This window comes from Bradyrhizobium sp., from assembly GCF_035652035.1.
GTDB lineage: Bacteria > Pseudomonadota > Alphaproteobacteria > Rhizobiales > Xanthobacteraceae > Bradyrhizobium.
The window spans coordinates 21,941-47,939 of the sequence record NZ_DASREO010000053.1; the positions used below are offsets into that span (position 1 = coordinate 21,941).

The 25,999-nt window shown below is 60.3% G+C and carries 24 protein-coding genes and 1 tRNA gene; 8 read left to right on the forward strand and 17 right to left on the reverse strand.

The features are described from left to right. The first annotated feature begins 77 nt into the window (after positions 1–77). Positions 78–1,583 (forward strand): hypothetical protein, encoded by a 1,506-nt coding sequence (locus VFB05_RS14860; RefSeq protein WP_325013488.1) that lies wholly within the window; start codon positions 78–80, stop codon positions 1,581–1,583. A 152-nt stretch (positions 1,584–1,735) separates the two neighbouring features. Then, on the forward strand, positions 1,736–2,116 hold the full coding sequence (locus VFB05_RS14865; RefSeq protein ID WP_325013489.1) for a hypothetical protein: 381 nt from the start codon (positions 1,736–1,738) through the stop codon (positions 2,114–2,116). Here the strand turns inward: VFB05_RS14865 and VFB05_RS14870 are convergent. After that, positions 2,076–3,704: a beta-(1-6) glucans synthase gene (locus VFB05_RS14870; RefSeq protein ID WP_414643203.1), complete on the reverse strand. Its 1,629-nt coding sequence runs from the start codon at positions 3,702–3,704 to the stop codon at positions 2,076–2,078. The genes VFB05_RS14865 and VFB05_RS14870 overlap by 41 nt on opposite strands. A gap of 254 nt (positions 3,705–3,958) precedes the next feature. Here VFB05_RS14870 and VFB05_RS14875 point away from each other — a divergent pair, with 254 nt between their 5' ends. Continuing rightward, positions 3,959–4,510 carry a beta-1-3, beta-1-6-glucan biosynthesis protein gene (locus VFB05_RS14875; RefSeq protein ID WP_325013491.1) on the forward strand — a complete coding sequence of 184 codons (552 nt, stop codon included), beginning with the start codon at positions 3,959–3,961 and terminating at the stop codon, positions 4,508–4,510. Positions 4,511–4,878: 368 nt separating this feature from the next. After that, positions 4,879–7,734 carry a glycosyltransferase gene (locus VFB05_RS14880; protein WP_325013492.1) on the forward strand — a complete coding sequence of 952 codons (2,856 nt, stop codon included), beginning with the start codon at positions 4,879–4,881 and terminating at the stop codon, positions 7,732–7,734. 331 nt (positions 7,735–8,065) lie between these two features. On the opposite strand, the gene VFB05_RS14885 is transcribed toward VFB05_RS14880, so the two are convergent. From VFB05_RS14885 to VFB05_RS14900, 4 genes are all read right to left on the reverse strand, one after another. Further along, on the reverse strand, positions 8,066–8,260 hold the full coding sequence (locus VFB05_RS14885; protein WP_325013493.1) for a hypothetical protein: 195 nt from the start codon (positions 8,258–8,260) through the stop codon (positions 8,066–8,068). 731 nt (positions 8,261–8,991) lie between these two features. Next, positions 8,992–9,255 (reverse strand): hypothetical protein, encoded by a 264-nt coding sequence (locus tag VFB05_RS14890; RefSeq protein WP_325013494.1) that lies wholly within the window; start codon positions 9,253–9,255, stop codon positions 8,992–8,994. Between the two features lie 223 nt (positions 9,256–9,478). Then, the gene (locus tag VFB05_RS14895; RefSeq protein ID WP_325013495.1) at positions 9,479–10,123 is read right to left on the reverse strand and encodes a hypothetical protein; all 645 of its coding nucleotides are present in this window, start codon (positions 10,121–10,123) and stop codon (positions 9,479–9,481) included. Positions 10,124–10,541: 418 nt separating this feature from the next. Beyond that, the gene (locus tag VFB05_RS14900; protein ID WP_325013496.1) at positions 10,542–10,835 is read right to left on the reverse strand and encodes a hypothetical protein; all 294 of its coding nucleotides are present in this window, start codon (positions 10,833–10,835) and stop codon (positions 10,542–10,544) included. Positions 10,836–11,004: 169 nt separating this feature from the next. Here VFB05_RS14900 and VFB05_RS14905 point away from each other — a divergent pair, with 169 nt between their 5' ends. Then, positions 11,005–11,682: a hypothetical protein gene (locus VFB05_RS14905; RefSeq protein ID WP_325013497.1), complete on the forward strand. Its 678-nt coding sequence runs from the start codon at positions 11,005–11,007 to the stop codon at positions 11,680–11,682. 1,074 nt (positions 11,683–12,756) lie between these two features. On the opposite strand, the gene VFB05_RS14910 is transcribed toward VFB05_RS14905, so the two are convergent. Then, positions 12,757–13,020, reverse strand: coding sequence for a GlsB/YeaQ/YmgE family stress response membrane protein (locus VFB05_RS14910; RefSeq protein ID WP_325013498.1), 264 nt, complete (start codon positions 13,018–13,020; stop codon positions 12,757–12,759). Between the two features lie 2,396 nt (positions 13,021–15,416). Here VFB05_RS14910 and VFB05_RS14915 point away from each other — a divergent pair. Beyond that, complete coding sequence (locus VFB05_RS14915; RefSeq protein ID WP_325013499.1) at positions 15,417–15,599, forward strand: hypothetical protein; 183 nt, start codon at positions 15,417–15,419, stop codon at positions 15,597–15,599. A 29-nt stretch (positions 15,600–15,628) separates the two neighbouring features. On the opposite strand, the gene VFB05_RS14920 is transcribed toward VFB05_RS14915, so the two are convergent. Together VFB05_RS14920 and VFB05_RS14925 are read right to left on the reverse strand one after the other, a co-directional pair. Next, positions 15,629–15,820 carry a hypothetical protein gene (locus tag VFB05_RS14920; protein WP_325013500.1) on the reverse strand — a complete coding sequence of 64 codons (192 nt, stop codon included), beginning with the start codon at positions 15,818–15,820 and terminating at the stop codon, positions 15,629–15,631. A 110-nt stretch (positions 15,821–15,930) separates the two neighbouring features. Next, positions 15,931–16,006 (reverse strand) — tRNA-Lys (locus VFB05_RS14925). Between the two features lie 151 nt (positions 16,007–16,157). Here VFB05_RS14925 and VFB05_RS14930 point away from each other — a divergent pair. Beyond that, positions 16,158–16,550, forward strand: coding sequence for a glyoxalase (locus tag VFB05_RS14930; protein WP_325013501.1), 393 nt, complete (start codon positions 16,158–16,160; stop codon positions 16,548–16,550). 294 nt (positions 16,551–16,844) lie between these two features. Here the strand turns inward: VFB05_RS14930 and VFB05_RS14935 are convergent, their stop codons facing one another. Together VFB05_RS14935 and VFB05_RS14940 are read right to left on the reverse strand one after the other, a co-directional pair. Then, positions 16,845–17,690: a CmcJ/NvfI family oxidoreductase gene (locus tag VFB05_RS14935; RefSeq protein ID WP_325013502.1), complete on the reverse strand. Its 846-nt coding sequence runs from the start codon at positions 17,688–17,690 to the stop codon at positions 16,845–16,847. Positions 17,691–17,952: 262 nt separating this feature from the next. Then, the gene (locus tag VFB05_RS14940; RefSeq protein WP_325013503.1) at positions 17,953–18,222 is read right to left on the reverse strand and encodes a hypothetical protein; all 270 of its coding nucleotides are present in this window, start codon (positions 18,220–18,222) and stop codon (positions 17,953–17,955) included. Between the two features lie 372 nt (positions 18,223–18,594). On the opposite strand from VFB05_RS14940, the gene VFB05_RS14945 reads away from it, so the two are divergent. Beyond that, complete coding sequence (locus VFB05_RS14945) at positions 18,595–19,704, forward strand: FUSC family protein (RefSeq protein WP_325013504.1); 1,110 nt, start codon at positions 18,595–18,597, stop codon at positions 19,702–19,704. Between the two features lie 49 nt (positions 19,705–19,753). Here VFB05_RS14945 and VFB05_RS14950 read toward each other — a convergent pair whose 3' ends face one another. The 7 genes from VFB05_RS14950 to VFB05_RS14980 all read right to left on the reverse strand — a co-directional run bounded on the left by VFB05_RS14950 (position 19,754) and on the right by VFB05_RS14980 (position 25,989). After that, positions 19,754–19,963, reverse strand: a complete 210-nt coding sequence (locus VFB05_RS14950; protein ID WP_325013505.1) for a hypothetical protein — start codon at positions 19,961–19,963, stop codon at positions 19,754–19,756. 447 nt (positions 19,964–20,410) lie between these two features. Next, positions 20,411–21,412 carry an ABC transporter substrate-binding protein gene (locus VFB05_RS14955; RefSeq protein WP_325013506.1) on the reverse strand — a complete coding sequence of 334 codons (1,002 nt, stop codon included), beginning with the start codon at positions 21,410–21,412 and terminating at the stop codon, positions 20,411–20,413. Positions 21,413–21,441: 29 nt separating this feature from the next. Beyond that, complete coding sequence (locus tag VFB05_RS14960) at positions 21,442–22,332, reverse strand: amidohydrolase family protein (protein WP_325013507.1); 891 nt, start codon at positions 22,330–22,332, stop codon at positions 21,442–21,444. Then, positions 22,329–23,045: a hypothetical protein gene (locus VFB05_RS14965; protein ID WP_325013508.1), complete on the reverse strand. Its 717-nt coding sequence runs from the start codon at positions 23,043–23,045 to the stop codon at positions 22,329–22,331. Before VFB05_RS14965 ends, VFB05_RS14960 begins: the two co-directional genes overlap by 4 nt. Before the next feature lie 16 nt (positions 23,046–23,061). After that, positions 23,062–24,171, reverse strand: a complete 1,110-nt coding sequence (locus tag VFB05_RS14970) for an Ldh family oxidoreductase (protein WP_325013509.1) — start codon at positions 24,169–24,171, stop codon at positions 23,062–23,064. Between the two features lie 10 nt (positions 24,172–24,181). Continuing rightward, entirely contained in the window at positions 24,182–25,192 is a 1,011-nt protein-coding gene (locus VFB05_RS14975; RefSeq protein WP_325013510.1) for an ABC transporter substrate-binding protein, read from the reverse strand. After that, on the reverse strand, positions 25,189–25,989 hold the full coding sequence (locus VFB05_RS14980; RefSeq protein WP_325013511.1) for an HpcH/HpaI aldolase family protein: 801 nt from the start codon (positions 25,987–25,989) through the stop codon (positions 25,189–25,191). Before VFB05_RS14980 ends, VFB05_RS14975 begins: the two co-directional genes overlap by 4 nt. Between the last annotated feature and the right edge of the window lie 10 nt (positions 25,990–25,999).

The window sequence follows — 25,999 nt, forward strand, 5'->3', positions numbered from 1 at the left end:
TCCGAAGATAGCGGCCAATTTCCTGTTAATGTTTGGCGTTGATTCGGCGGGGCCTTAAGGAGGGCCGTAGACATCTCATGGCGAAGGATTCCGACAAGCTGCGCGGCCGCTTCGACGAAGAGACCGGCGGCGGGTTATCCGGCTTGCTCGCCGAGGAAGACGATTTTGACCGTCGTACCCTCTGGCGGCTTGGAACCTGGGCGGCAGTCTCGATCGGCGCCGTCGTTCTTGCCCTTGTCGTCAACCAATCCTCGATTGGTCTGCGGCGCGAACAAACCGCTTCAGCCGATCTCATGAGACAGGCGCAAGCGCTGCAACTCGCCACCCGGGAAAGCCAGAGCGAGAGCCGACGCCTGGCCTCCGCCATCGATACGCTCAACAGCGATCGCGACCGGCTTTATTCGCGCGTGGCCGGTCTCGAGCAGGGGCTCGATTCCGTCACCGGAGCGATTGCAAGGCAGGCTCCCGCACCTTCGCCGCCGCAAACGAGCGCGGGCCCAACGACGTCAAACCAGCCGAATGCGAGTGCGGCTCCGCCTGCCGGTCCTTCCGTCTCATCATCCGTTTCGACGCCCCCTCCGGCCCCATCACAACCTCCGGCCGCGTCGGCTGCACCAGCGGTCGCGGCTGCCACTGCATCCACCGCTCCCGCGCCAGCCGCATCGGCTGATCCGCCGCCCGCGGCCGCCAAATCCACGCCGCCTGCCCCCGCCGTGGCGCCGGTCGCCGCAACCGCGCCTGCCGTTCCCGACAAAGTCGTCGCCGACAAGCAGGACAAGCGCGACAAGGCGGACAAGCAAGCGTCTTCCGCTCCGCCATCGGAGCCGAGCCCCGCTGCAAAATCGGCCAGTAGCCAGCAATCCGCCTCGGCTGAACCGTCGGGCTCCCTGATGGCCCCGAAGTCGATGATGGGGCCGCCGGATCCAGCCGCCGCAAAGCTGATCGAACCGGTCGCACCGCAAAGGCCCAACACGCCGCCAAAGACGGTCACGTCGGCGCCGTTGCCAGAGATCGCTGCGGTTGCGCCCAAGGAAGCGGTTGCGCCCAAGCAAATGCCTGAAGAGACCGAACCGGAGCCAGCTCCGGCGCTCGTGGCGAGGCGCACGGAATTTGGCGTCGATGTCGGTGGCGCCAACTCGGTCCCCGGTTTGCGCGCGTTGTGGCGCGGGCTCCTCAAGTCGCACGCCAATGCTGCGCTGACGACGCTGCGCCCCGTTATCGTCATCAAGGAGAGCAATAACGGACTGGGCATGCAGTTGCGGCTGGTGGCGGGACCGATCAACGACGCGGCGGCAGCGGCAAAAATCTGCGCGTCGCTGACGATCAGCGATCGCGGCTGCGCCACGACGGTGTTCGAAGGCCAGCGGTTATCCATGGGAGCCGACGACCTGCCCAAGGCCGACACCAGAACTTCCGCCGAGACCAAGCCCGTAACTGAAGCCAAAGGCGAAGCCGACGCCAAACCTGCGTCAACCTCCAAGTATTCCGGCCACCGCCGTTACATCTCAAGGCACGCGCCCAAGGAAGAAGACCCGCCGAAACCAGAACCATCGACGCTATCGCGGATTTTCGGCAGAAGCTGACCCGCCGTCCGGGCCAAAAACCTCATTTTCCCAATCGGTTGGAAATCGTTCTTGATGGTCCCGGTAAGGCGTTTCCGATCCGCGCCAGATTGACCTTGCGCAGGCTTGCCAAACGCGGCAAACCGGCTGGCGCCTTCGGAAGGACCTGATCCGTGAAGAAATCCCCGTTCCGTCTCACCCCCTATCAGGTGCAGTGGCTGCTGATCGTGGGCTTCCTCACCGTCGGTTACGCGATCTACGTGCGCTACATGGCGATCGAGCTGTCCTCGACGTCGCTCGCCTGCGATGCCGGCCTGCAGACGCTGCTCTGCAGGTCGCGCGCGCTTGCCACCCCGCTGTTCCGCAATTCGGTTTTTGGAATCACCGCGCTCGTCATCGCGGTGCTGCATGTCATGCGACCGTCGATCGTGTTGCTCACGCTCGGCCTGATCGCCGCCGGTTTCGGCATCGTGCTTTATAACGTCGTGCTGTCAGGGCTGGCGATCGGCCTGCTTATTTTGGGATTTGCAAGGCCCGCGCCCGCCACAGCGTAGCGCCGAACAGGGCATAGATTCCGCTGGTCCACAGCGACTGCCAATTGTCCGGGCCTTCGTTGAAGCCGATAAAGATCGCGGTCATGACGAGCACGCCGGCAAAGGTTGCCTCGGCGATCGGACGAACGCCCTCTTTCGGGCGATTGAGCAGGGACAAAACGGCAAACGGCACGACCGCCATGGTCAGCGCCGCAAACGGAAAATCCTTGTAGCGCGGGTCGAAGGCAAGGCCGATCGCGGTGGCTGCGCCGATCACCGTGGTGACCGCAAGAGCCAGCCCCAATACCACGGTCGTCCACGAGGAGCGGTCGCGGTAGTCGGCCGGGCCAAGCAGACCCAGGAACGTTGGTACGCTGCGGCCCGACATCAAGGCGTACGCGCCAAACAAGGGCGATGCGATGCCTGCCGCCAGCAACGCCCCCCAGAACAGCCAGCCGCCGATGCCGTAACTCTCATAGAGCATCTTGTCGACGGCGATCCCCAGTAATGCGCCGGCCGTCGTGACGGAAAAGCCGACCGCGAGCCAGGCGGCAAAGCCGGGTTTCCAGGGTTTGCGCCGCTGTGCCAGCCAGGCCACGACAAAGCCCGCAAGCGCCAGCACCATGCCGCCCGCCATATCCAGCTTCCAGTACGGATAGTTGCTGATGGCTATGCCGGGCGGATATTTCAGCTGCCGGCGCACGGAATCGAACAGCCCCCAATAGCCGCCCATGGTGCCTTCGAGCTCGCGCTTCCATGGCTGGTCATAGGCTTCGATCAAGTTGACGCGAAAATGCTCGCGCTTGGCGAGATCGAGGATTTCCGAGACCACCCGCGCCTGATTAGTGCGTGACGGCAAGGCCGCATCGCGCATGCGCCCGGCGCTGGGCCAGCCGGTTTCGCCGATCAGGATCTCCTTGCCCGGAAAGGCCACCTCCATGCGACGGCGGATCGCCTCGACATGAGCGGCGGCATATTTCGCGCGGATCGGGAAATCCTCCCAGTAGGGCAGGATGTGAATGGTGACGAAATCGACCGCCTCGTAAATCTCGCGGTAGCGCAGCCAGAATTCCCAGACGTCGGCATAGGTCACCGGCACCGCGACCTGCGCCTTGACCGACCGGATCGTGGCGGCGAGGTCGGACTGGCTCATTTCCCCGCGCAGCAGCACCTCATTGCCGACCACGAGGGCAATGATGGTCGAGGGATTTTCCTTGGCTAGTCGTATGGCCGTTGCGATCTGAACCGCGTTCTTCTGGCGGTTGCTTGAGAGCCAGATTCCCTGAATGACCTTCAGTCCCACTTTGGCGGCGAGTGCGGGAATCTGGTCGAGCCCGTGATCGATCGAATAGGTGCGAACGCAATCGGATATCTTGGCAAGCTGGGCAAGATCTTCGGAAATCTGCTCCGCGGTAATGTGCGTGGTAGCCGACAGCGGCGACTGGTCGCCGCGGAACGGCGCATAGGACACGCATTGCAGCTTGGCGTTGGGATCGATCGGCGCGCGCGCAAGCGAAATCGGCGTGGCCAACCACCACCACACCGCGGCAATCGAACCTAAGGATAGTATGAGAAGCGCCAACGGCGTGCGAAGAGTAATCGGTTCCATCCTTTCGGGCAGGATCGTCGATTAACCGGTCAGAGGCGATCTGCCAAGAGCGGGAAGGATCGGGAGGCGTCCTAATCTTCGCCCGGCTTTACCAAGGCACGATAAAGTTGCAGGTTTGCTTGATTAAATCCAAAATCTCCGCCATGGGATTCCGGCTCGCCCGCTCGCCGTATTGGAGACCCATTTCGGCGGCAAATCGTTTGTGGACGCGGTCTTGTCCAGCGGGAATTGGCCGGAACCAAATCGGGGAATTTATGCGTCAGCGGTTGTTTGCGGGTCGGTTTGCGGTGTTGAGCTATTTCGTTGTCCCGGTTCTGGCCCTGATGCTCGGCATTGGCGGCGCGCTGGCCCAGAGCGGGGCGCCGGCGAACCCGGACCAAGCCGGCAAGCCAGCCGCCGGCGCGCCCGACGCCACCAAGGAAAACCAGCGCAAGACCGATGAGTTCGCCGAGGCTGCCCAGGCCATCAGTGGCCCGGCCGGCAACCCGGAATGCGTCTGGCTTGGCCGCCGGGTCGTCCAGTTGATGTATAAGGACGACCTCGATACTGCCTTTCGTCACCTCGATCTCTATGACCGTTTCGGCTGTCCGGGAGGCCATGTGCAGGCCGCGTTCCGCTGCCTCACCCGCTTCTTCGCCCAGATCGACGACAAGGTGGTGGCTAACAGCCTGAACAACCGCACCCACGTCTGCTGGATCAATCCCAGTGCCCAGCCGCAGACGGCCGCAGCCCCTGCCCCCGCCCCCACGACAGCCGGTAACGCCGCTGCGGGACCTGCGCCGACCCCCGCGCCGGCGACCAAGTGACCCATCCGCCGCCGGCCCTTTAGGAACAAGGCTGGTCCTAAGGGGTTAAAACCTGCCGCGCGATTTGCGCCCTGAAAACGCCATCGCTTCATACCAGTGTCCCGGTTCTGACATTCGTATCCTGTGGTGGCGGGTGCGTTTACGAATGTCAGAACCGAAAGGACACTGGCGAATATAGGTTTCTAGTATGGTTTTGGATTTGACATTCGCTCGTCAGGTGGTCGAGGAAATACTGGAGCGAATGTCAAATCCACCATACTAGTTGTTAAATTGCGTGGCAGGATTATCCTTAGAATCGCTCCCGTATCTGCCGAACCTTGGGGTCGGGTTCGCTTTGTCCCACCGCTAGCCCCGTATGGTTAGTTGCGATGCGCGCCGTCGTCGCTGTTCTTGTGTTCGTAGCCGCTGCCCACGCCGCGCTCTGGGGTTTTTTTCAGGAAAGGCAGCAAGCTCCTGATTTTCACGGGACGCTGCCGAGCGTCTCCTATGCGCCGTTCGCGCCGGGTCATCGGACGGCCGTCGATAGCGCGACAGAGTCCGAAACGGTTCGCGCCGACTCCGAGGTCATTCGCGCCGACCTGAAGAAACTGTCGACCATCACGCGCGCGGTCCGCCTCTATACGTCGACCGAGGGCAGTCAGCTCGTTCCGCCGATCGCCGCAGAGTTCGGCATGAAGGTCATGCTCGGCATCTGGATTGCCAAGGACGTCGACCGCAACGATCGGGAAATCAACTTCGCCATCGATCTTGCGCGGCATAACAGTAACGTCATCGGAATCGTCGTCGGCAACGAGACGATTTTCACGGACTTGCAAATTCCGCTCGAAAATCTGGTGCCTCCCTCGGAGCGAGAGGCATCCGCCGAGGAATTGAAGCGAATCCTCGCCGAGGAGGCGCAGCGGATCAAGGATGCGGAAGCCAGGCCCGAGAAAGAACGGTCTGAAGCTTCGAAGTGGGCGAACGACGAGAACAATGCACAGCGGCTGATCCGCCTGATTCAGCGGGTCAAGAAATCAGTCAACGTGCCGGTGACGACAGGCGATATCTACAGCGTCTGGAGCCAGCATCCCGATCTCGGCTACGCCGCCGATTTCATTGCCGCGCACGTGCTGCCTTATTGGGAACGGTTCCCGGCGAGCGAAGCCGTCGATCAGGCCATTGACCGCTACCAGTCGCTTCGCAACCAGTTCTCCGGCAAACGCATCATGATCGCGGAGTTCGGCTGGCCGAGCGCGGGCTACAATCTGGGCAGGGCTGTGCCCGGTCTTTTCGAACAGGCAACGGTGCTTCGCAATTTCGTCAGCCGCGCCGAAGCGATTGGCGTGGACTACAACATCGTCGAGGGCATGGATCGGCCCTGGAAATACTTTGAAGGCGGCGTCGGTCCTTACTGGGGCATTCTTACCAATTCAGGCGAGCCGAAATTCAACTGGGTTGGCCCGATCGTCAATCCGGACTACTGGAAGCTTGCGACCATCGCATTGCTCGTCGGCATCCTGATGTCGCTGCCGATCCTCGGGCTCGCGCAGCCGACCATATTGCAGGCGATGACGCTGTCCGCAGCAGCTCATGGCGTCGGCGCCTGGGCCGCCACCGTCTTCGCTTTCTGGAACGGGCACTACTTCGTCCTCGGCTCAGCCTTTGCCTTGACGCTGGGTATGACCTTGCTGGTGCCACTGGTGTTGATCGCGATGGCGCGGGTCGAGGAGATTGCGGCCGTTGCCTTTGGGCGAAAGCCGCGCCGCCTGATCGTCAAGGGCGAGCCGACCGTGCCTGCGACCATGGGCGACAGCGTGAGCTTCCCGAAGGTCTCGATCCATATCCCCGCTTATTTCGAGCCGCCGGAGATGCTGAAAGCGACGCTCGATGCGATTTCGCGGCTTGATTATCCGAACTTCGAATGTGTCGTCATCATCAACAACACGCCCGATCCGGCATTCTGGCAACCGATCCAGGATCATTGCCGCGCGCTCGGTGAGCGCTTCAAGTTCATCAACGCCGAGAAGGTGAAGGGCTTCAAAGCCGGCGCCTTGCGCATTGCGATGGAACGGACCGCTGTTGATGCCGAGATCATCGGTATCCTCGATGCCGACTATGTCGTGGGGCCGGACTGGCTGAAGGACCTTGTTCCGGTTTTCGCCGATCCGCGCGTCGGCCTCGTGCAGGCGCCGCAGGAGCATCGCGACGGCGACCGTTCGCTGATGCACTACATCATGAACGGCGAATATGCCGGCTTCTTCGATATCGGCATGGTTCAGCGCAACGAGGAGAACGCCATCATCGCGCATGGCACGATGTGCCTGATCCGCCGTACGGCAATGGATATGGCGGGCGGCTGGTCCAGCGACACCATTTGCGAGGACACCGATCTGGGGCTCGCCATCATCGAGCACGGTTGGCTGACGCACTACACGAACTATCGTCACGGCCAGGGCCTCTTGCCGGATACCTATGAGGCGTTCAAGAAGCAGCGCCATCGCTGGGCCTATGGCGGCTTCCAGATCGTCAAGAAGCACTGGCGGCGTTTCCTGCCCGGCGCGAGCCGGCTGACGCCCGATCAGAAGCGCGAGTTTTCATTGGGCTGGCTGAACTGGCTCGGCGCTGAGACCTTGGGCGTCCTGGTCGCGATCCTCAACCTGATCTGGGTGCCGATCGTCGCCTTTGCCGGAATTGCTATCCCCGACAGGATTCTGACGCTGCCGATCATCGCGGCCTTTGTCGTCACTCTGGCGCACTTCCTCATCCTCTATCGCCTGCGCGTGCCGGTGAAATGGGGACAGATGCTGGGGGCGATGATCGCCGCCATGAGCGTGCAGTGGACTGTCTCGCGCGCGGTTGCACAGGGACTGATTACCGAACATCTGCCGTTCGCGCGCACCTCCAAAGGCGGTCTGTCGCGGGTGTCGATCGAATTTCAGGCGTTTTGGGAAGCCGTGATCGGCGTGCTGCTCTTGATCGGCGCGGCCGTGCTCATCGTGACCAACAATTCCAACCAGATCCGCGAAATCTACATCTTTGCCGGCGTGCTGGTGCTGGAGAGCCTGCCTTTCCTCGCGGCTGTCGCGATTGCGATCCTCGAGAGTTCCCGGATCAACTCGTTCAAGTTCTGGCACGACGCCGGCGTCCGCACCGCCGAGCTGATCGGCCTGCGGCCGGTGGCCCTGCCCTCAGTCACAGCGCCGTCGCAGCCGGTCCCGAGCGAAATCCGCTCCGAGGCGAGCTGAGGCCTTCTTTATACCGCGTTGAATTATATGGCGATATTGGTGAGCGCGCTGGGGATTGAACCCAGGACCCCGTGATTAAAAGTCAAACCTGAGCCGTTTTGCTAAGTCCTTGAAGCGGATTCTATTTTCAGGCCCATCCCCAGAAAATATCACTGAATCAATGAATTCTGCGCGTTTTCGTTGACGGCGAATCGCAAATCAATGAATCTCAAACCTGTTTCGATGTGCCCACACGAGAGCAGGCAATGCAACCGATCAACGAGAAAATCGTATCCGCGCTGCCGGTCCCAAAGGCCGGCAATAAGGTCCATTTCTTCAGCGGATCGACCCTTCAGGGAAAGAAAGCGACGTCGGAGAGGCGCAACGGCTTGTCCTGTGGGTTCTGGTAGTCGCTCAAAATTTTAAGTTGATGGGCGGCTATCGCGTCGCGCTTCGTGTCATCCTCTTCAGCGAAATAGTCATTCATCGCACTAACAAATCCGTAGGCAACGGCAGGCGGTAGCTCAGTCGGCTTGCGGATCACCATGCGCTCGTGTCTATCGATCGAATATCGCGGCCCGGATGCAACTAATCCCGATTTCCAACAGCTTCCAGCGTGAAACTGGGATCACGACGCTCCCCCCCCAAATTCCTGATCCTGCACCACCAGCATTTTGCCGGTAAAACCAATAACCTTTTTTGGTCCATTGTGCTGGTCCTGATAAATCACTGAAAATGCCATCTGAAAAAAATCCCATCTGACGTAGTATTTCTATCCAAAAATATTCCAGAGGAAGGCCAGCGCACACGCCGTAGATGCTGCCGGCGCCATCTCGCGCAATTAACCTAACCTATCAAGGTTACTTCGCTGTTCGGCTGGTAAGAAGCAATGCCTGAGCGCAAAAAGTGGGATGGAAAAACTTGTCGCACTATCGTTCGTCGGTGTCATTTGTGTCTTCGCGGGGGTCTACGCGGCAGCAGCCGTAAGAGGCAGCAAAATGACACGTCCCAAACGGTAGCAAAACCGTAGGTTATACTCGCAATAGTGATTCTCTCGGCTAGGAAACGAGAACGAGACAGGCCAATGCGAGTCGCGCCATCCTCAACAGGCGAGGTGTATTTTGCACTCGCCGTTGTCAGCACCGTCCTAATTATCGAGATGGCGGCTTTCGCCCTCTTGGCCGGTTAGGATCAGACGAACGCCTAAGTTAGCGTCGGTCGATGCGGTTCGTTCGGCCGTGCCCCATCCTGGCGGAAGATCAAGCGGTTTCGGCGCTTTCACGCGAACATGTCCTTGCCGGCCTGGGTGAGCCTCACAAAGGTTCCGCTTTCGTGTTTCCAGAGCCAGCCGCGTTCGATCGCAAGCGTTAGGCCGGCCTTGTACTCCGACGGCGACCCACCGAATTCCGATAGGAACGGCCAGTTGATCTTTTCGATGTGAACGCGGCCGTCCTGCACCGGCTCGACGCCGAACGCGATTTCCATCAGTTTCCGTGCGGCGACCTCGGGATCAGCGTAAGCGCGAGCATTGACGAATTTCATGATCAGGCCCGCGCCTTGTCGCGCACATCGCGAGCGACTTTCTTGGCGGCATCTTCCGCTTCTTTCTTGCTCGTTCGCTTGGTGATCGAGCGCCGGGCCGGGTTTTCATCGAAATAGAAAAACCGGGAGACCCTGACTTCAATACTTTCGTCGTGCGGATGATGCGAATGATTGGCTTGTCCATCCTCGATTCATGCCGCTGAGTCGCAGCCGAGGGAAGCCGCTAGGGATTGGGGGTGACCTGCGATTTGCCCCCAACCAACCTTTGCAGTGCCGTGATGGCCCTTTTGAACCTATCTTCAATTTCTGGCGTGGGGAGCGTCTTAAATTCCTCGGTGGCCGGGTAGATGACATCGTGGATGTCCCGGAACAATTCCAGCGCTTCGCGGACAGGCTCTAAGCGCGACCTCACCACCAGAGCGGCACAAGCGCTTGTAAACCTGCGCCTTGGCTCAGAGAGTGCTGCGACCTCTGGACAGGATGAATCGCCCCTCGGCACAGATTTCAGTTTTGCAACCTCGCTGCTTATTTCATCGGTCTCAAAGCTGATCGGTTGTGCCGCGTGAGCGAACTCATTTCGCACGCCACGAATGATATCCAAGTTGTCCCGGGTAACTTCGTCGTAAACACCTAACGCAAATCCGAGATGGATTTTTCCGTAGAAGCTACTTAGCGCGCCGTCGCGGCCTTGCAGTTTTTTTATTGTCTTTGGATCATTTCGCGGCAGCACAGTGACAATCCACTGCTCAAGTTCTCGTTCGACCCATGCTGTCAATACGATAGCTGCAGTTCTATCCGAGGTATGCAGGACCTCCTTCGTCAATCCCTCAAGGTCGCTCTCTTCAAGTTCTCTGTTGCTAAGCTTCATGCAGCGGAGCCAAGCGCAACCAGCGCGCGCACGCAAGAGATTTCCCCAGCCGGGAAATTGTCAAATCAGGAAATCAGGCAGCCTGGGAGTCATTGCATCTGGCGATTCAGGTTTTTGCCGCGCGACCTGCTATCCTGCAAGCGGCGCCGACCGCCACAAAGAACACCACTGCCATCCAAGCCTGCGGATCTGAAAGCTTGTTTGTGGCGATTGCCACTGCAATCGTAACTGCTGCTATTCCGCACAAGACTGCAATTACAATGCAGAGCACATGTAGAACCTCTCGGAGAATGGCTTTCATTTCCTTTTGTCTTCAGCCGCCCTCAATGAATATCGCTGCTGCAAGACAATTCAAATGACGAAGAGTAGAGCGGCGATTAATGCAGATCTGAACTCTTGCCAATCCATCTCCAGCCCTTCACCTAGTCTTCCCCCTTGGCCGGTCAATCCGCACTTCCCTGAACTCCTCGGGACCTTTGATCAAGCGGCCCTTCCGGCTGGCCTTCTCATCGTTGTTCGGCGTGCCGCCGGTCAAGCTGTCGATTGTCTTCGACGCAAGCTCTTTCGCGCGATCGGCCGTGGTTGCCGTCGTCCGCTTCTGCTTTGCGCCGACGGTCAGCCCGAGCTCGACCAGCCGGCGGATAGCTTCAGAGCGGGTTGTGCCGTTCGCTTTTGCCCAAGCCTCGACCTCTGCGATCAAGGCGGGCGACATGCGCGCAGCAATATGGGGGTCCTTGCCTGTGGCTGGTCTACCGCGCGGCTTTTTAGGTGCAACCTTTATTGACTTTTTCATAATTTAGGTTGTACCGTAAAATCGAGCCGAGTGGAAGGTGACACTTCCCGACTCGGCTCTAACTCCAACCACAAAGGACGCGAATCCCATGATTGAAGCTGGCAGCGTGCTTAGCACGCCACCCCTAAACACGTCTCTATCCCGCCGCGGGGCTCTTGCCGGCCTTGCTGCCCTGTCTCTCGCACCCACATCGCTGGCGGCTGCGCCGGCCGAGCCTGATCCGATCTTCGCGGCCATAGATGAATATCACCAGGCTAACACTGCTCTCACCGCGGTTTTCCAGCTTCCGGGTGATGTTGACGAGACTACCACCGATCCGCTCTGGAGCCGTCGAGACGCTGCCTTCGATAAGGTCGTAGGCACGCGCCCGACCACCCCGGCCGGCCTCGTCGCGCTTACATCATGGGTCCGAGAATATTTCGATTGGCTCAGAACGAGTGCGAATGAAGCAAACGATCGGATGGACGCTCTCTCGCTCGAGATGGAGCCGATCAAGTACGCGATCCATTCGCTTCCCGCGTCGTCGATCGAAGGACTTCGGGCGAAAGCCCTGGTAGCACTGTTCGACATCCGCCCGACCTTCGCTGGCCTAGAAGAGCTCGAATTTAACGACGAGGTTGCATTCCAGCGGTTGTTCTGTGCGGTGGCCGAATTCGTCGGGCTTGCAGAGATGGTTGCGGATTCCGGCTACGTCATGCCTGACCTTCCCGAGTTCGACGAAGACGACGTGCTTCACGAGCGGGTCGAAGAGATCCTCGAAGCATGAAGCGCCGGCGCCGATCGCCCAGGCCCATCATCCCGTCTGTGGCCTTCTGGTGGTCACTAGCTGATATTGCGTAGAGCCGTCGCTGTCTCAACCCAGCGGCGGCTTTTACTTTTCGTGGTTTTCCGTCATCTTGGCGGCCTCGCACCCGGGGTCAAATACGGACAGGCCAACTCCGATCACACCGCAAGCGTACTCGGGTACGCTGGCGACACGCCGGACGGCCAAGGAGATAGCCGAAATCCGCAGCTGATCCATATTGGTCCGCCGCCGGGTTCTTTACACACAGATTTGCTAGGCATCGATCGTGTTTGAGCGCATAATCTCACGATGGCAAAAACAGCAACACAATTCACCGCGCGTCCCCTCAAAGATGGTAGCGCTTATCTTGTGATCTATTCGCCCCAAGGCGGAATAGAAGAACAGATATCTGGGTTCGCAAGCGAGAGTGAGGCCAAAGATTGGATCAACTCCAACTCTGGCGACTGGCTCAAGAAAAAAACAAAGTTGACAGATGACCCGCCCCGAGCGCCGTAAAGTCTCGTAGGACGCGGGGCTTCGGTCCCGCGTTCACACCGCCGGTACAGACCTCAAGCCCGCCGCCTCAACGCGACGGGTTTTTCTTTTGCTGTTGTCGGGCGCGGTGAGTTGTTGCTGCTGCCTTTCAAGGCGATGTTGCTCTCGGAGCGTACGCATGGCCGAAAATCTGGCAGCCCACCGCTGTTCGCACCTTCTTTCAAGGTCCAGAGGAATACTGCTCATAACCGGAACTCCGGGCTCACGGTCCTGCCTTAGTGTGACGAACTCAACGCCCACCGCGTCCGAAAAGTTCCTGCAGGGAATTAGCGGCGGGTGCCCGTGCGCTGGCGCCGATCTAACCGTAACCGGCAGCGCTTAGCAGCTCATGCTAAGCGGCTGAGGCGATAACGAAGCGTCAATCGATTGGCGTCAGATTGTGTCTGTCGCGGATTTTGTATGCGTGCCGCGATAACTTTCTGGTCACTAGAGCCCGCCGGCTTCGTCCCCGGCGGGTTTTAGTTTGGGTGCGCTCCTATGGATTGGATATCCGAGAGGGACTCAGACCGCCTGACGACCTTTGATCGCTCGCCAGAGTGCGATGATGATGCAAGCGCCGACAAAGCCCGTGATCAGGTAACCCAGCCAGCCGCCAAGGGCCACACCAAAAAGTCCAAGGAGCCAATTTGCCAGCGCGGCACCGACGATTCCGAGAACGATGTTCATAAGAATGCCGGTCCCACTTTTCATGAACATCTCTGCCAACCAGCCCGCCAGGCCGCCAACAATGATCGCGGCGATCCATCCGATCTCTGCTTCCGCCATCTGCGCTGCTCCTTCATTTGTGAACCGCGATGAGTTTCCCTGTTTGCCTGAGTCGGAAACAGCAATTGCACTGACCTAAACGTTTGATTTCTGCCGGTCATACCGGAAGTCGCTGTGGACAAGCGCTGCGAAATAGCAGCACAGGCGACAGGCGCGGGTCTTTGGTCGCGCGCTTTTCTTATGACACAGCGAATACCCGGCTGGTTTTTGGCCAGTCGGGATAGCTCGCAAGTATCAATCGGTGCTGAAACGTCACCATTATCGTCCCAAAAAAGAAGGGCCGCCTCATCCAAATTGGTGAGGCTGCCTTACAACGGTTTTTTGCCGCGCCAATCCTACCCCCGACGCCCGAGAATCCGCTATGGCCACCGGCTTCCCGATGGCGGCCAGTCATCGCCAGCGATCCACTGAGCGAGTTTGCTGAGGCCTGCCGCCATCATCAATAGCGGCACGCCAAGCGCATAGAACGGCCACGCTAGGGCGCGCCTGGGCTTCGGTCCCGCGCCCTCTCTCTAACGGGAAAGCACGCTCGTCATTGCTTGATGAATGACTTGGGCATAGCGGCCGTCGTTGTATTGGTGATCAGCAACATAGAGTATGGCCACGGCAATTAATGCGGATGCAAAGGCTTTCATTGACAGGCCCCCGTCGAATCAATCCGTAATTCTGGCAGGCACATCGCGGCTTTAATGCGGAGAGCGGCGACGGGCAAAGGCTGGCCGCACATGCCCGCCGGCTGAGGCGATAAGTAACTCGAGCTTAACCGCCCAGGCCCATCATCCCGTTGTGGCCTTCTGGTGGTCACTAGCTGATATTGCGTAGAGCCGTCGCTGTCTCAACCCCAGCGGCGGCTTTTTCGTTGCGGTGATCAGGTAATCAAGGTCGATGCCGCCCGCTGAAGCGGCCTTAGTTGGGCCGCGGCTGTTCGCGTGCGATCAAGGCCCGAATCTCTGATAATCGCAGCGGATCAACGTCGTCGCATCTGACACATCGGAATTTGCGGCCGCCGGTTTTGACGATCAAGAAGTGCATAGGCTTGCCGCACTTCAGGCAGGCGGGAGGTGGAGGGTTTTTAGGCATGACGCTCACCCCTGGATTCAGGCGGGAGCACAACACTCTCAGTCACCGATGAAAGCCGAGGGCGGGACGGTGATTGACTTAACGTGCTCGCTGCAGAACAGGAATGCGAGTCAATTTTTAGATTAGAAGAAATTAGGACAATCGGCCTGACCTTCTTGGCGACCACTTCCGATCTGTGTACGCAACTGGCTCATAAGCCTGCGCCCGGATTGTTTCCGGACGGCTTCGCAGTCAAACCAAATGGCTTCGTCCACGCGGTAGTTACGGTGATCCAGACCAAGATCAGCCTGCGGCGCGGCAATCGAATGGCGGTAGTGGGTCGGTTTGATTGTGGCAGCCCTGACGCCTAGCAATCGGAGGGGGCAGAGCGCATATTGCGAGGATGAAATCAGCCCATCGAATGCTAGAGGTCACGGTGAAGGCTCAAGAGCCTACGCTTTGGAAATGGCAAATTTCCGAAGCAAATCTTGAAGTAGCTCACGGATACGCCACCAGTCGGGAGACGGCTCAGATTGACGGCGATACCGCCCTGTTCGCGATGCTGCTATCCGATGGCTTCAAATGACCCCCCAAACGCCCTAGGGGCCGAACCAGCTAGGTAAGGCGATTATTGATACCGCCACGGGGACCGCGGGGCTTAACGGTCCGGCGCTTTACTCGGATGCGCGCCGAAGGCGATTGCGATCGTTTCGCTCCTTGATCAGTCCTTTGAGAAACGGAGCGGCAGAGGCGAAAGTTTGTTCGGCGGGCAAGCCATCAACGTTCCGGACTGAGTCCACGAGAAGTTGGCGCGTCTGGTCGTCCAGCGGATCCTGGTGCACGCTCACCAGCTCACATATCCAACTGATTGTCTCAGGCCGCATATTCAGACTGACCGTGGCTCGTCCACCACCCCAGAGCGCCAGTCCTTATATTTGGCGAGAGCCTCGCGGAATGCCTCTCGAAGTTCAGCTGAAATCGGTGCCCGTTCTTCTGTCATGGACAGACGAAATCACGGCTTGGGTGATTCCGTCTAGTTGCAGACACAAAAAATCGCCCGCAAAACGGATCATCCGTCGGGCGTCACGTCGGGCCGTATCCGGCGCAGGCCGGGGGCATCTGTCGGCTGTGTCCCTTGCGGGGAGCCTCGCATTCCAGCTTGGGAGCGTGTCCTTTCGGGGCTCTTTGATCCAAGCGCGCGAGCACCCTGCCTCCGCTCGACCGACACAGCAATGCACCGACGACGGGGCGGAGCGCGGGGTTTCGGTCACGCCCGTTCTCAAACTGAACCCGCTATCCCCCTAGTAAAAGATCGCCGCGATGCACAGTTGCTCTATATGGCCGACGAATTCTGCGTGCGTCTGCTCAACCTTGATGTGACGGAACTAGATCCGACGCTTTGGAAATGGGTGATTTCCGAGAGGGGCATCGAAGTGTCGCGCGGCTATGCCGCCTCACGGGAATCGGCCAAAAGCGACGGCAACATTGCTCTGTTTGCGTTGCTGTCGATCGTCCCTTGACGCCGCATGCATTCCCCGCAGCGCAAGGGCTAGCCGCCAGGCAGGCCTTCGTCCAGCGGATCAGCCCCGAGATCCCGCGCCTCCTCTGTGACGATCGCAGTGATCTGCCGCACAATTTCTCCGCGATCGGAGCCTGAGGCTTCCTTAAGTAGGTAGCGCACGGCCGCTCTGATCTCAGCCTTGGCGTCGTCTTCGTCGTTGAAATAAAACTCATCCATCATGACTGCTCCTTCGGCCGAAATCGATCTCGCGCGGCAACTGATTTGCCAACACGCTGCCCACATAACAAAAATCGGCTTCGAGAAATATCCAACTAAGCTATTGATTTTGTTGGTGAGCGCGCTGGGGATCGAACCCAGGACCCCGTGATTAAAAGTCACGTGCTCTACCGTCTGAGCTACGCGCTCGCTCAAGGCCGCTGTGTAGGGGCCAGCCGGGTGCGGGTCAATAGCACGTGCCCTCCTCGCCGCTTGGATCAATTGCCCGATCCTCCACGGCATTGCCGCGGCTTGCCCAGCGCTGTTGATATGAGAAACGCACTCAAACGGAGCAAGGTGCATGTCCAATGAGGCGAGCGAGCTGGCGCAAACGGTCCGCGCGACGCGGCCGATGCTGCCGGCGAAGGATTTCGTGGCCAGCAAACAGTTCTATTGCGATCTCGGCTTTCAACCGCGATTGCTGACCGGAAATCTTGCAGAAATGAGCCTCGGCGCCTGCTCGTTCCTGCTTCAGAACCACTATGTCCGCGACTGGGCCGACAACTGCGTCATCCACCTCTATGTTTCAAACGTGCAGCCGTGGTGGGACCGCATCGTCGCGGCCGATCTTGCGAGCCGGTACGGCGTCAGGACACGCCCGCCGCACCAGGCGGAATGGGGCGTCACCATAGTCAATCTGATTGATCCGGCCGGCGTGCTGTGGTGGATCCACGAGACGCAAGCAGCGCCGTGATGCCTCGAAGGCCACGGACGATTTGCTCGCCTAGATGGCGAGGATCTTTATACCCCAACACACAACTACAACTGCGATAATGACGCAGGCAGCGGTAAGGGCGTTCTCCAAGGCAGATGAAGCCATTGCGATGCTCTCATTTGCCTACCCCGAGGAAACGCTAAGCGATTCGATCGGGGCGAGGCAACGTGTTCGCCGCGAAATCCACAGGCTGACCAGGCGCGCAATCGCAAGGGAACCAATGCGTTCGCGGAACTTCCTCTTGAGCCGCCTGAGCGGCCAAAGTGGCGCAATCTACTCCCGGTGAAACACCAATGTCCGCAGCTCGATGCTTTCGCGCGCCGGCGTATCTTTCGGCGTCGCCGGATCGACGAAGGCGGTATGCGGGGCGAAGCGGGCACGGCCATCGGTTGCCGAATCGTAGCATTTCAAAAGCAACGCTTCGTCCGGCGTCATCTCCGGGAAATAGAACCAGCGATGGTCCGGGTTGAATTTCACCGAATAGGTTTCGCCGTTACGGTTCGGATAGATCAGGTCGGAGGCGACAAGATCGCCCGCGGCAACGCTTGCCGCATCGCAAAGCGCCAGCGGCGTATCACGCACCGGGCCGCGGATCGGACGCCACAGGTTGACGACCTGTACCCTTCCCTTCAGGAGTTCATCCGCCTCGGCAGGCAGATGCTCGCGCACGCGGTTGGCGCCGGACGTATCGGTCTGGTCGACATGGACGCGCGTTGCCGGCTGCCGCGGACCGGCGCCGCGGATATCGGCGGCGCCATCGACGCGCCGGCGCACGGTGTGATCGAAGATGACGACGCGGTCCGCTCGTAACGTCGCCCTGAGAAACGCCTCCGCCGCCGGATAGTAGACCTTGCGCACCTCTTGATCGTCGTAGAAATCCCGTACTGCCGTCGGATGCCTCACTAGCGCAAAGCCTTCGCGATCGAGCGAGAAGCTATTTGCCACCACCCGGCCATCGAAGATTGGCACCTGGTGCGACTCCGGCAACGCGGTCGACCTGGCCTCTCCCGCCGGCGGGTCAAACGCGTAAGTGCGTGGTTTACCGTTGACCGGTGCGAGGTAGTTCAGTTCCGCAAGCACGAAGGGCAGCGATTCTATTTTTCTTTCGACCAGGCTCATGCGCATCTCCCGGATTTAAGCATGTGCATGAAATCTGGTCCGCGGCCCAAGGAGCGACAAGGGGCGACAAGCGCGCTTCCGAAATAGCAACGCAACAGCTCTCGCACGCATCGTTAAGAGCAAATCCTTTCGCGAAAGGCAGCTTTTGCCGATAAGCTTTTCCGCACTGAAAACTTTTGCCGGCCGACGCAAAACGGTCCTGGAATTTTGCATTCCAGGACCGCTTGGTTGCCTGCATTGCAGGGCCGCGTTGCGGACAAACCTAGTTGCCGGACGGCCTCAGTGAGGGCGAACTGCCGCCCACGCGCGACGGATCTCTCCCAGTGAAGCCGTGGTTGACGAGATTCCAGTATTCGTCAGCGTTCCGGGGCGGCAGATAGTCCCCGGGCGCTTGACCGTAGGCACCGTAGAACCCATCCGGTCCACGTCCATATGGACCGCCGATATAAGGCCGATACCCCTGCGCGAAAACCGGGGCGGCGAGGATGGCCGAAAGAAGAGCCGCGGCGCTGATCGCTTTCATCGTGTTCATTGGCTTCCTCCTTGAATGCAACCGATCAATTCCGCCTCCGAAAGGAGGTTCCGAAATCTCAAAGTCGTGATGCTTTGCCGCGCGCGAATACCGTTACCAACTTTTAAGGTGCGTCGTGGCGGCATCGGCCACTTCGTAAGGTCCGTGTAAGCCTGCGCGAATATGGTGGCCGTTGCCCCCAAGCTTCGTCGGTGAGATCCGTACACCGCGAAGGGCATTTGAACGGCCCTCGGCTCAGTTGAGATTGCCCCCAACTGCGCCGGGGCCGTTTTTTTGTCTGGGCTCCGTCCAGACGGACGTCGAGGGGCCGGACTCGCATTGTTTTCGCCTTTGGGCTGGCTTAAACCGGACGTCTCAGGTTTTGCCAGCCGCATGTTATCCGACAGAAATCGTCTCGCCGGACTGCTTGTACTGATCCGCGGGCGGATTCGCCGTTACCGGCTGCAGTTGATTCTGGCCCTGCGGGTCACGGTCGGTGCGCTGTCGGCGTTCGCGCTGGCGCAAGTCCTGCACCTGCACCTGCCGCTCTGGGCGGTTCTGACCTCGCTGATCGTCACCCAGATGAGCCTCGGCCGCTCGCTGAAGGTTGCAAGCGACTATTTGATCGGCACTTTCGGAGGCGTTGCCTACGGCGGGGCGCTCGCGATCCTGATTCCGCATGAAAGCGAATGGGCGCTGCTCGCGGTCCTGGCGCTTGCGATCGCACCGCTCGCCTTCATCGCGTCATTTCGCGCCAACTTCAACGTGTTGCCGGTCACCGCGATCATCGTGCTTCTGGTACCCAGCATGCAACATGTCAGCCCAGCGGCCTCGGCACTTGATCGCGTACTGGAGGTCACGGTTGGGGGCGCCGTCGGCTTCATCGTGTCGTTTCTGCTGTTCCCGGCCCGCGCGCACGAGATCACCATCCAGGCTGCGGCGGATATGCTGGAGCTGATGGCCGACGCGCTCTCCAAGTTTCTGGAAGACCACACGCGAGAGCTCGATCCCGTAGAGCGGCGGCGGATTCAGGACGGAATCGCGACCGCACTGACGCGGCTGAACACGATCGGCGCGGAGGCCAGGCACGAGCGCAATGCGCGCCTCACCTCCGCCCCTGAAATCGGGCCGCTGCTGCGTACGCTGTTGCGGCTGCGCCACGACATCGTGATGCTCGGCCGGGTCGCGGGATGTGAGCTCCCTCCAGAGGTCTCCGCGCGGTTGAAGCAGCCGCTTGCGCATGTCGAGGCGGCGGGACGCGATTTCCTCCGCACCAGCGCCGCAGCGCTGCGCGACCAGAAACCGCCGCCGCCGCTCGAAGCGGTGGAGGTGGCGTTCCGCGACTACATTGAGGAGTTCGGCGCGGTTCGCCACGAGGGACTGACCCGCGACATGAAGAGCGAATCCGTAGAGCGGTTCTTTGCGCTCGGATTTGCGCTCGAGCAGCTTCGCGAGCATCTCCTGGAGGTGCACCGCCTGGTCGACGAATGGGCTCGTCACTAACAGTTGGGCTCCAACATTCGCCTGCGCGCGACGCGCCGATTATTGCCAATCAGCTCTGCCCCGGCGCAAGCCGGCGGTGTCCGGCTTGTGCGTATTGAGCCGTACCGAGAACGATCGGCTTGCGGCCGCGAAGTTTGGCCGTCCACCGGACGAAGAACACCTTCAGCAGCTCGGCAAGTTCTTCAGTGCGCCGGTATTCGGCTTGAGAGCGGACCTCAGCCTGGGTCGTAAAATGAATGAGAGGCAATTCGCGCTGCATAACGGTCTCCAAAATAGGATGGGTTAGAACGCAGCTACTATTTGATCGAGACAATGAACTGGTGGGCGTTGACGGGCCTCGGTGTATGCGGTGGCGTCCCCGCGATGAGCCAAATGGCAATCCCGGTCAAAATGGCCGCGAGAAACGTGGGGACCGCAATCGGTTTTTGTCGGGGCATCGGATAAGAGCGCTAGAAAAACCGGTGGTGCAGCCGGAAGGACCGGCAGTATTCCCGATAGATGAGACGGAGGATCAGCGTCATGGAACCAACTCCGTTGTTGATTACCCGACAAGGATTGCAGCCTTGTGTTTCACGTCCATTTCGTCAGGGGATGAAATTGATGTCGTGAGGCTGAAATCCGGCTTCGTCGCCGGCGGAAGCACCCTGCCCACCGCAGCCGCTTTTCGGGGACTGCGAAGCGCAGTCGATCCAGCCGTTGCGGAGCCTCAGGTCCCCTGCAGGTCATGCGCCTCAGCGAAGAACAGGTCTTTCCATGAGGCCGGCAGGCGCTTCATGCGTCCAACCCTGTGCATGAATTCGGCATGCTTCATCAGGTTGGCTGGCGTCGTGGTGTAGTCGATGTCGGGATCGGTGATCATCGTGACGAGATCGTCGGCGGAGTTCTTTCTGTCTTTCACGAGCTTCAGGTAGATTTCAGCCGATGCCTTCGGCTCGCGCTTGATGAAGGCGTTGGCCTCTTCATGTGCGGCACGAACCGCCTGACAGATTTTCGGATTGGCGTCGTGGAAGGCTCTTGTCGTCACCTGAAGGCCGTTGGTGTGCTTGCCGTCGGTCTCGTAGCTGCTCAGCACCTTGTGGATGCCCGCCACGCGCAGCTCGTAGTAATTGAACGGCGCCACGCTGAAATGACTGTTCACGGTCTGGCCGGAAACGACCGCCTGCATGGCGTCGGGATGCCCCATGGAAACCGTGAACTCGTCGAGGCGGTCGTATTTTTCAAAACCCCAGAGTTTTGCGGCGGCCATTTGCAGCGCCATGGCCTGACCTGAAATCTTGACGGTCGGCACCGCGATCCGGTCGGCGGAGGTGAAATCGGCAATCGTCTTCACCGCGGGATTTCGGGTGGTCAGAACATAGGGCATCGACTGTACGGCACATATCGCGCGGACTTCCGAAGGCGAGCAGTAAGTCTTGTCCCACAGGGTCGCAAGCGAGGGCGATGCAACGTTGACGAACTGGATACTCCCGCTCAAGAGACCGTCGTTCAGCGCGCCAGGGCCGCCCATGGTCTGCCAGATCACCGACAGACCGTTGATGCCGAGGCGCGCCGCATGCGCCTCGATCATCTTGTGATCTTCCATCACCATCTGCGGCAGAAACGGCAGGCCATATTGCTTGCCGAGCCTGATTGACGAGACTTCGGCGCGCGCGGAGCGCACTAGCGCCGGGAGAGTGGCAAGACCTGCGACGAATTCGCGTCGGTTCACTCGGTGCTCCGATGTTGCCACGTGATGGCCTAGACGAATCCGAACAAGCGCGCGGGATTGTCGGCGAGAATGCGCTGGCGCATTTTCGGATCGGGCGCCCATTCGCTCAAGAGATTATAAAGTTGGATAGTTCCGACCCGATCATGAAAAGACAAATGCGGAAAATCGCTGCCCCAGATCAACTGATCGGGCACGCGCGCGATCAGTGCCTGCGCTATCGGTTTCACGTCGGCAAAATCAGGCGCGGTGGAAAAGCGGTAGATGCCGGTCATCTTGACCCAGCAGCGCTTCGATCCGTCGTCGACCAGATCCAGAAACGACTGAAAACCGGGTTGCTCTGGACCATCCTTGGCCGGGAAAAGCCCCATATGGGCGACCGAAAATTCGACCGGCAAATCATACAGTGTCGGCAGCAATTCGCCGACCAGCCAGCCGGGAATGAGGAAATCGAGGTGCCATGTCAACTCGGCGCAGATCTTGGCCAGCCGCAGGATCCGCGGCAGCATTGCAGCCGCAAGGCCCGCCTCGGGTTTGCGGATCGGCGAGATGTTGACGCGGATGCCGCGCACGCCGAGGGAGTCAAGCTCGTCCAATTCTCTGTCGCTGGTATTGCTCTCATCGAGGTCGATGATGCCGCGCCTGATGTCAGGCTCGAGCTCACGCATCGCATCGAGCATGCATGAATTGTCGAAGCCATAGGCGCTCGGCTGAACGAAGACGTAGCGCACAAAGCCGAGACGACGCGCCAGTTTCAGGTAGCGCTCGACCGGCTCATAGGGCGGCTTGTAGCGGATGTCGGTGCCGTAGGCGTATTTGTCGGCCGGCCCGAACACGTGAAAATGCGCATCGCAGGCATTGGCCGGCGCGGCAAAGGCGGGCTCGAAGCCGGCATCGGGATCATGTTCGGTCGTTGCGTTCATATCTCGCTCATCGCGCGCTGGAACGGCGCCGGTAGGCCGCTCGCCGTCATGGCCTTTGCGCCCATCCAGGCGGTTGCCCGGATCGATGACCAGACGGGAATGCGCAGGCTACGGCGCAACTGCGGGATTGCGCGAAGGGTTGGCAATTGCGAGCAGGCCACGAACAGGCTCCTGCTCGACGGCGTTACGGTCCGCCGCGCCAGCGCGATCACGTCGTGCTCGGTGACGGCGCCAAGCTCGGCGGTGGTCTTGCAGAGAAAGCTGTTCAACCTCTCGACGGCAATGCCGGAAGCCTCGAGATAACGGCGCAAGCCGTCGTTGACGGGTTCGAGATAGGGCGTCACGACCGCCGTTTCCGCGACACCCTCCCCGCGGAGCACGTCGATCATCGCGCTGGCCGTGCTGACGACGATGGCGCCGGTACGCTCGCGCAGAGACGTCACCATGCGCTCGTTGCTCTCGGGACCGCCGAGAAAGCCGGCTGCCGTGCAGCCGTAGATCACGAGATCCCACGGTTCATTCACGAACGGCGCAATGGCCTCAAGGGTAGCCTCGGTATAGGCCGGCAAATCTTCTGATAACAACGTCCGCGGCGGACGTTTGACGCGGGCGACGGCAAGCGGCGCGAGCGCCGGGCAAAGCGCCGATATTTCCGGCTCGATCGTGGTGTTGTTCTCGGGGACCACGATCATGACCCGGATGCGTCGTGTCATGGTCCCGCCTCCCCGCCTAGTCCAGCGGTGCGGTCGAGACGGCGAGCTGCGGCAAGCCGGCTTTGGCCGCCGCCTCCTGCAAGGCCGCCATCTCCTTGGCATGAAACGGCAAGCCGGTGCGGCGATGCTTCGCCTCAAGCCGCCGCTCCCGCTCGCCCGGCATGATCACCTCGTCAAAGCCTTCCGCGGTCTGATTGGCATGGACGCGCTGCGCCAGCACGTCCATGCGTTTTAGATATTCATCCCTGCTCACGAACAGGTCCGGCCTCATCGCCATGATGAAATGCCCCACATTCTGCGGCGCTTCATAGTCCTCGAAATGGTTGCGCACGTCGCCGCCGAACGCCGCACCGGAAATGACCCCGCCCATCACATCCATCAGCATCGCAAGCGCCGAGCCCTTCGGTCCGCCAATTGGCTGCACCGTGCCGCCATCGAGCGCGGCATGCGGGTCGGTGGTCTGGCGGCCCTTGGCGTCGAGCGCGTAACCAAGGGGCATTTGCTGGCCGCGCCGGGCGGCGCGGCGAATTTTTCCGCGCGCGGCGACCGCCGGCGACATGTCCAGGTCAAATGGCGTTTCCTTACCCGCGGGCGCGGCGACTGCAATCGGGCTGGTGCCGAGCAGGCCTTCGCGGCCGCCCCAGGGCGGCATCGCCCGGGACGCATTGGTGAAGACGATGCCGATGAAACCTGCGTCCATCGCCTGCAGCGCGTAGTTGCAGGCCGCGCCGAAATGCGTGCTGCGGCGTGCCGAGACGATGCCGACGCCAAACTCGCGCGCCATGTCGATGGCTTCCGCCATGGCTTTGGTTGCGACGACAAAGCCAAACGCATCCTGGCCGTCGAGAGCACCCGCCACTGGCGTGACGCGCTCGACCTTCAAATTCGGCCGCGGATTGATCAGGCCGCGTCGCACGCGTTCGAGATAGTGCGGCAATGTTTGAAGCCCATGGGTGTCGACGCCGCGCAGATCCGCTTTCACGAGACAGCGCGCCACCGTCGCCGCGGCCTCTTCTGGCAGGTCGTGCGCGATCAACAGCCCACGGCCGAAGGCCTCAGCCGCCTCGGCGTCAACGTAAAATGGACCTGTCGCCGAATCCGCACCTGCCGTCTGTGTCGATGTCATTACCGCCTGCTCAACTTCCGTTTAACCCATAGGCTTCGGGGAAAAACATGTCCTTCCACGAGGCCGGCATCTTCTTGATCCGTCCAACCTCATGCATGAAGCCGACGATCTTCATGATGCTCACCGGCGTCGTCGTGTATTCGACATCGGGGTCCGCGACCATCTTCGCGAGATCGTCAAGCGACGTCTTGTCCCCGGTCGCTTTCAGGTAGGTTTGCGCGGCCTCGCGCGGGTGCGCCTTGATGAAGGCATCGGCCTCCTCGAACGCGGCCACCATCGCAGCGCAAATCTTGGGATTGGCGTCGTGGAATTTCTTGGCTGTGATCAGCACGCCATTGGTGTGTTTGGTACCGAGCGTGTCGTACGATTTCAGCACCTGATGAATACCGGGCGTGGCCAGCTCGTAATAGTAAAACGGCGCGCTGGCGAAATGAGCGTCGATTTCCGACTTGCCCGAGATCAGCGCTGCGGCAGCATCGGCATGAGAGCGGGTGATGGTGATGGAATCGAGCTTGTCGTAGTGATCCTGCCCCCAGATCTTCGCCGCCTCCATTTCGAGCGCGATGGCGTGCCCTGTCAGCTTGACCGCAGGCAACGCGATCTTGTCCTTGTCGGTGAAGTCCGCGATGGTTTTCACGGCTGGATTGCGCGTCACCAGCACATAAGGCATCGACTGCATCGCAATCAGCGCGCGGATTTCCTGCGGCGTGCCTGATGTCTTGTCCCAGACGGTCGCAAGCGTCGGAATGCCGGGCCCGACGAAATCGGCGTTGCCCGAGAGCAACGCGTCGAGATCGGCGGCCGGACCGACGCGCTGCGTCCATTGGCTCTCGACGTCGACGCCCAAGAACTTGGCGTGCTTCTCCAGGAGATGCTGGTCCTCGATGACGATCATGGGGAGATAAGGCAGACCGAACTGACGCGACACGCGCACCTTGGCGACTTCGGCTTGCGCGCCGCTCGCGACGGCCAACGCGGCCAGCGCCACGATGACCGCCAGCAATTTGCGCAGGCGCATCATGCGACGGAAATCTCGCGAGCCTGCTTGGCCTTTTCGATCATGGCGGCAAGCAGAAACTGGATGTCGGTTCCGGTCGAGAGCAGGCGCGCGCCCATATTGATGAACTCGGCGGCAAGTTTTGGCCGGGTCGAGAGCCCCCCGACGCCCGTATGCTTGCCGTGCTTGCGGCAGGCGGCAATGGTCCGCGCATAGGCGTCGCGTACTTTGGGATGCTCGAACTGGCCTGCAAGCCCAAGATCGGCGAGCAGATCGTTGACGCCGATCAGAACCATGTCGACGCCTTCAACCGCCGCGATCTCATCGGCTTTCTCGACTGCTTCGGCCGATTCAAACTGCACGATCACCATGGTTGCGTCATTCATGGCCGCGTTGGCGTCTTCCGTCGGAAACGGGCGGAACTCCAGATGCGGCAGCACGCCGCCCGCGCCGCGTTCGCCGCGTGGCGCGTATTTTGCGGCGGCGACCACCGTGCGAGCTTCCTCCGCCGATCGGACGCCTGGCGCAATGATTCCGAGCGCGCCGGCATCGAGCACGCGCTGGATATATTCCGGCGTATTGGCGGGAACGCGCACCATCGGTGTCACGCCGGCGCTCAGCGCCGCCTGGCAGATCTGGCCCGTCGTCTCCAAGGTCAGGGTCGAATGCTCGAGATCGACATAGATCATGTCGAAGCCGGCGGTGGCGGCCATCCGCGCGATCTCGACGCCGCGCACCAGGCGGACCGTCATCGACGATACGACCTCCTCGCGCGCGAGTTTTTCCTTGACGTTGTTGCGGACGACCTCACTCGCCTTCACGAGAACACCC

Coding starts and splice junctions, on each gene's coding strand:
- VFB05_RS14965 (WP_325013508.1), bottom strand. CDS start 23,045: ATGACACGACGCATCCGGGTCATGATCGTGGTCCCCGAGAACAACACC.
- VFB05_RS14895 (WP_325013495.1), bottom strand. CDS start 10,123: ATGAAGCTTAGCAACAGAGAACTTGAAGAGAGCGACCTTGAGGGATTG.
- VFB05_RS14945 (WP_325013504.1), top strand. CDS start 18,595: ATGTTATCCGACAGAAATCGTCTCGCCGGACTGCTTGTACTGATCCGC.
- VFB05_RS14930 (WP_325013501.1), top strand. CDS start 16,158: ATGTCCAATGAGGCGAGCGAGCTGGCGCAAACGGTCCGCGCGACGCGG.
- VFB05_RS14905 (WP_325013497.1), top strand. CDS start 11,005: ATGATTGAAGCTGGCAGCGTGCTTAGCACGCCACCCCTAAACACGTCT.
- VFB05_RS14940 (WP_325013503.1), bottom strand. CDS start 18,222: ATGAACACGATGAAAGCGATCAGCGCCGCGGCTCTTCTTTCGGCCATC.
- VFB05_RS14970 (WP_325013509.1), bottom strand. CDS start 24,171: ATGACATCGACACAGACGGCAGGTGCGGATTCGGCGACAGGTCCATTT.
- VFB05_RS14935 (WP_325013502.1), bottom strand. CDS start 17,690: ATGAGCCTGGTCGAAAGAAAAATAGAATCGCTGCCCTTCGTGCTTGCG.
- VFB05_RS14900 (WP_325013496.1), bottom strand. CDS start 10,835: ATGTCGCCCGCCTTGATCGCAGAGGTCGAGGCTTGGGCAAAAGCGAAC.
- VFB05_RS14915 (WP_325013499.1), top strand. CDS start 15,417: ATGGCCGACGAATTCTGCGTGCGTCTGCTCAACCTTGATGTGACGGAA.
- VFB05_RS14885 (WP_325013493.1), bottom strand. CDS start 8,260: ATGGTGATCCGCAAGCCGACTGAGCTACCGCCTGCCGTTGCCTACGGA.
- VFB05_RS14890 (WP_325013494.1), bottom strand. CDS start 9,255: ATGAAATTCGTCAATGCTCGCGCTTACGCTGATCCCGAGGTCGCCGCA.
- VFB05_RS14960 (WP_325013507.1), bottom strand. CDS start 22,332: ATGAACGCAACGACCGAACATGATCCCGATGCCGGCTTCGAGCCCGCC.
- VFB05_RS14910 (WP_325013498.1), bottom strand. CDS start 13,020: ATGGCGGAAGCAGAGATCGGATGGATCGCCGCGATCATTGTTGGCGGC.
- VFB05_RS14975 (WP_325013510.1), bottom strand. CDS start 25,192: ATGATGCGCCTGCGCAAATTGCTGGCGGTCATCGTGGCGCTGGCCGCG.
- VFB05_RS14860 (WP_325013488.1), top strand. CDS start 78: ATGGCGAAGGATTCCGACAAGCTGCGCGGCCGCTTCGACGAAGAGACC.
- VFB05_RS14920 (WP_325013500.1), bottom strand. CDS start 15,820: ATGATGGATGAGTTTTATTTCAACGACGAAGACGACGCCAAGGCTGAG.
- VFB05_RS14950 (WP_325013505.1), bottom strand. CDS start 19,963: ATGCAGCGCGAATTGCCTCTCATTCATTTTACGACCCAGGCTGAGGTC.
- VFB05_RS14870 (WP_414643203.1), bottom strand. CDS start 3,704: ATGGAACCGATTACTCTTCGCACGCCGTTGGCGCTTCTCATACTATCC.
- VFB05_RS14875 (WP_325013491.1), top strand. CDS start 3,959: ATGCGTCAGCGGTTGTTTGCGGGTCGGTTTGCGGTGTTGAGCTATTTC.
- VFB05_RS14880 (WP_325013492.1), top strand. CDS start 4,879: ATGCGCGCCGTCGTCGCTGTTCTTGTGTTCGTAGCCGCTGCCCACGCC.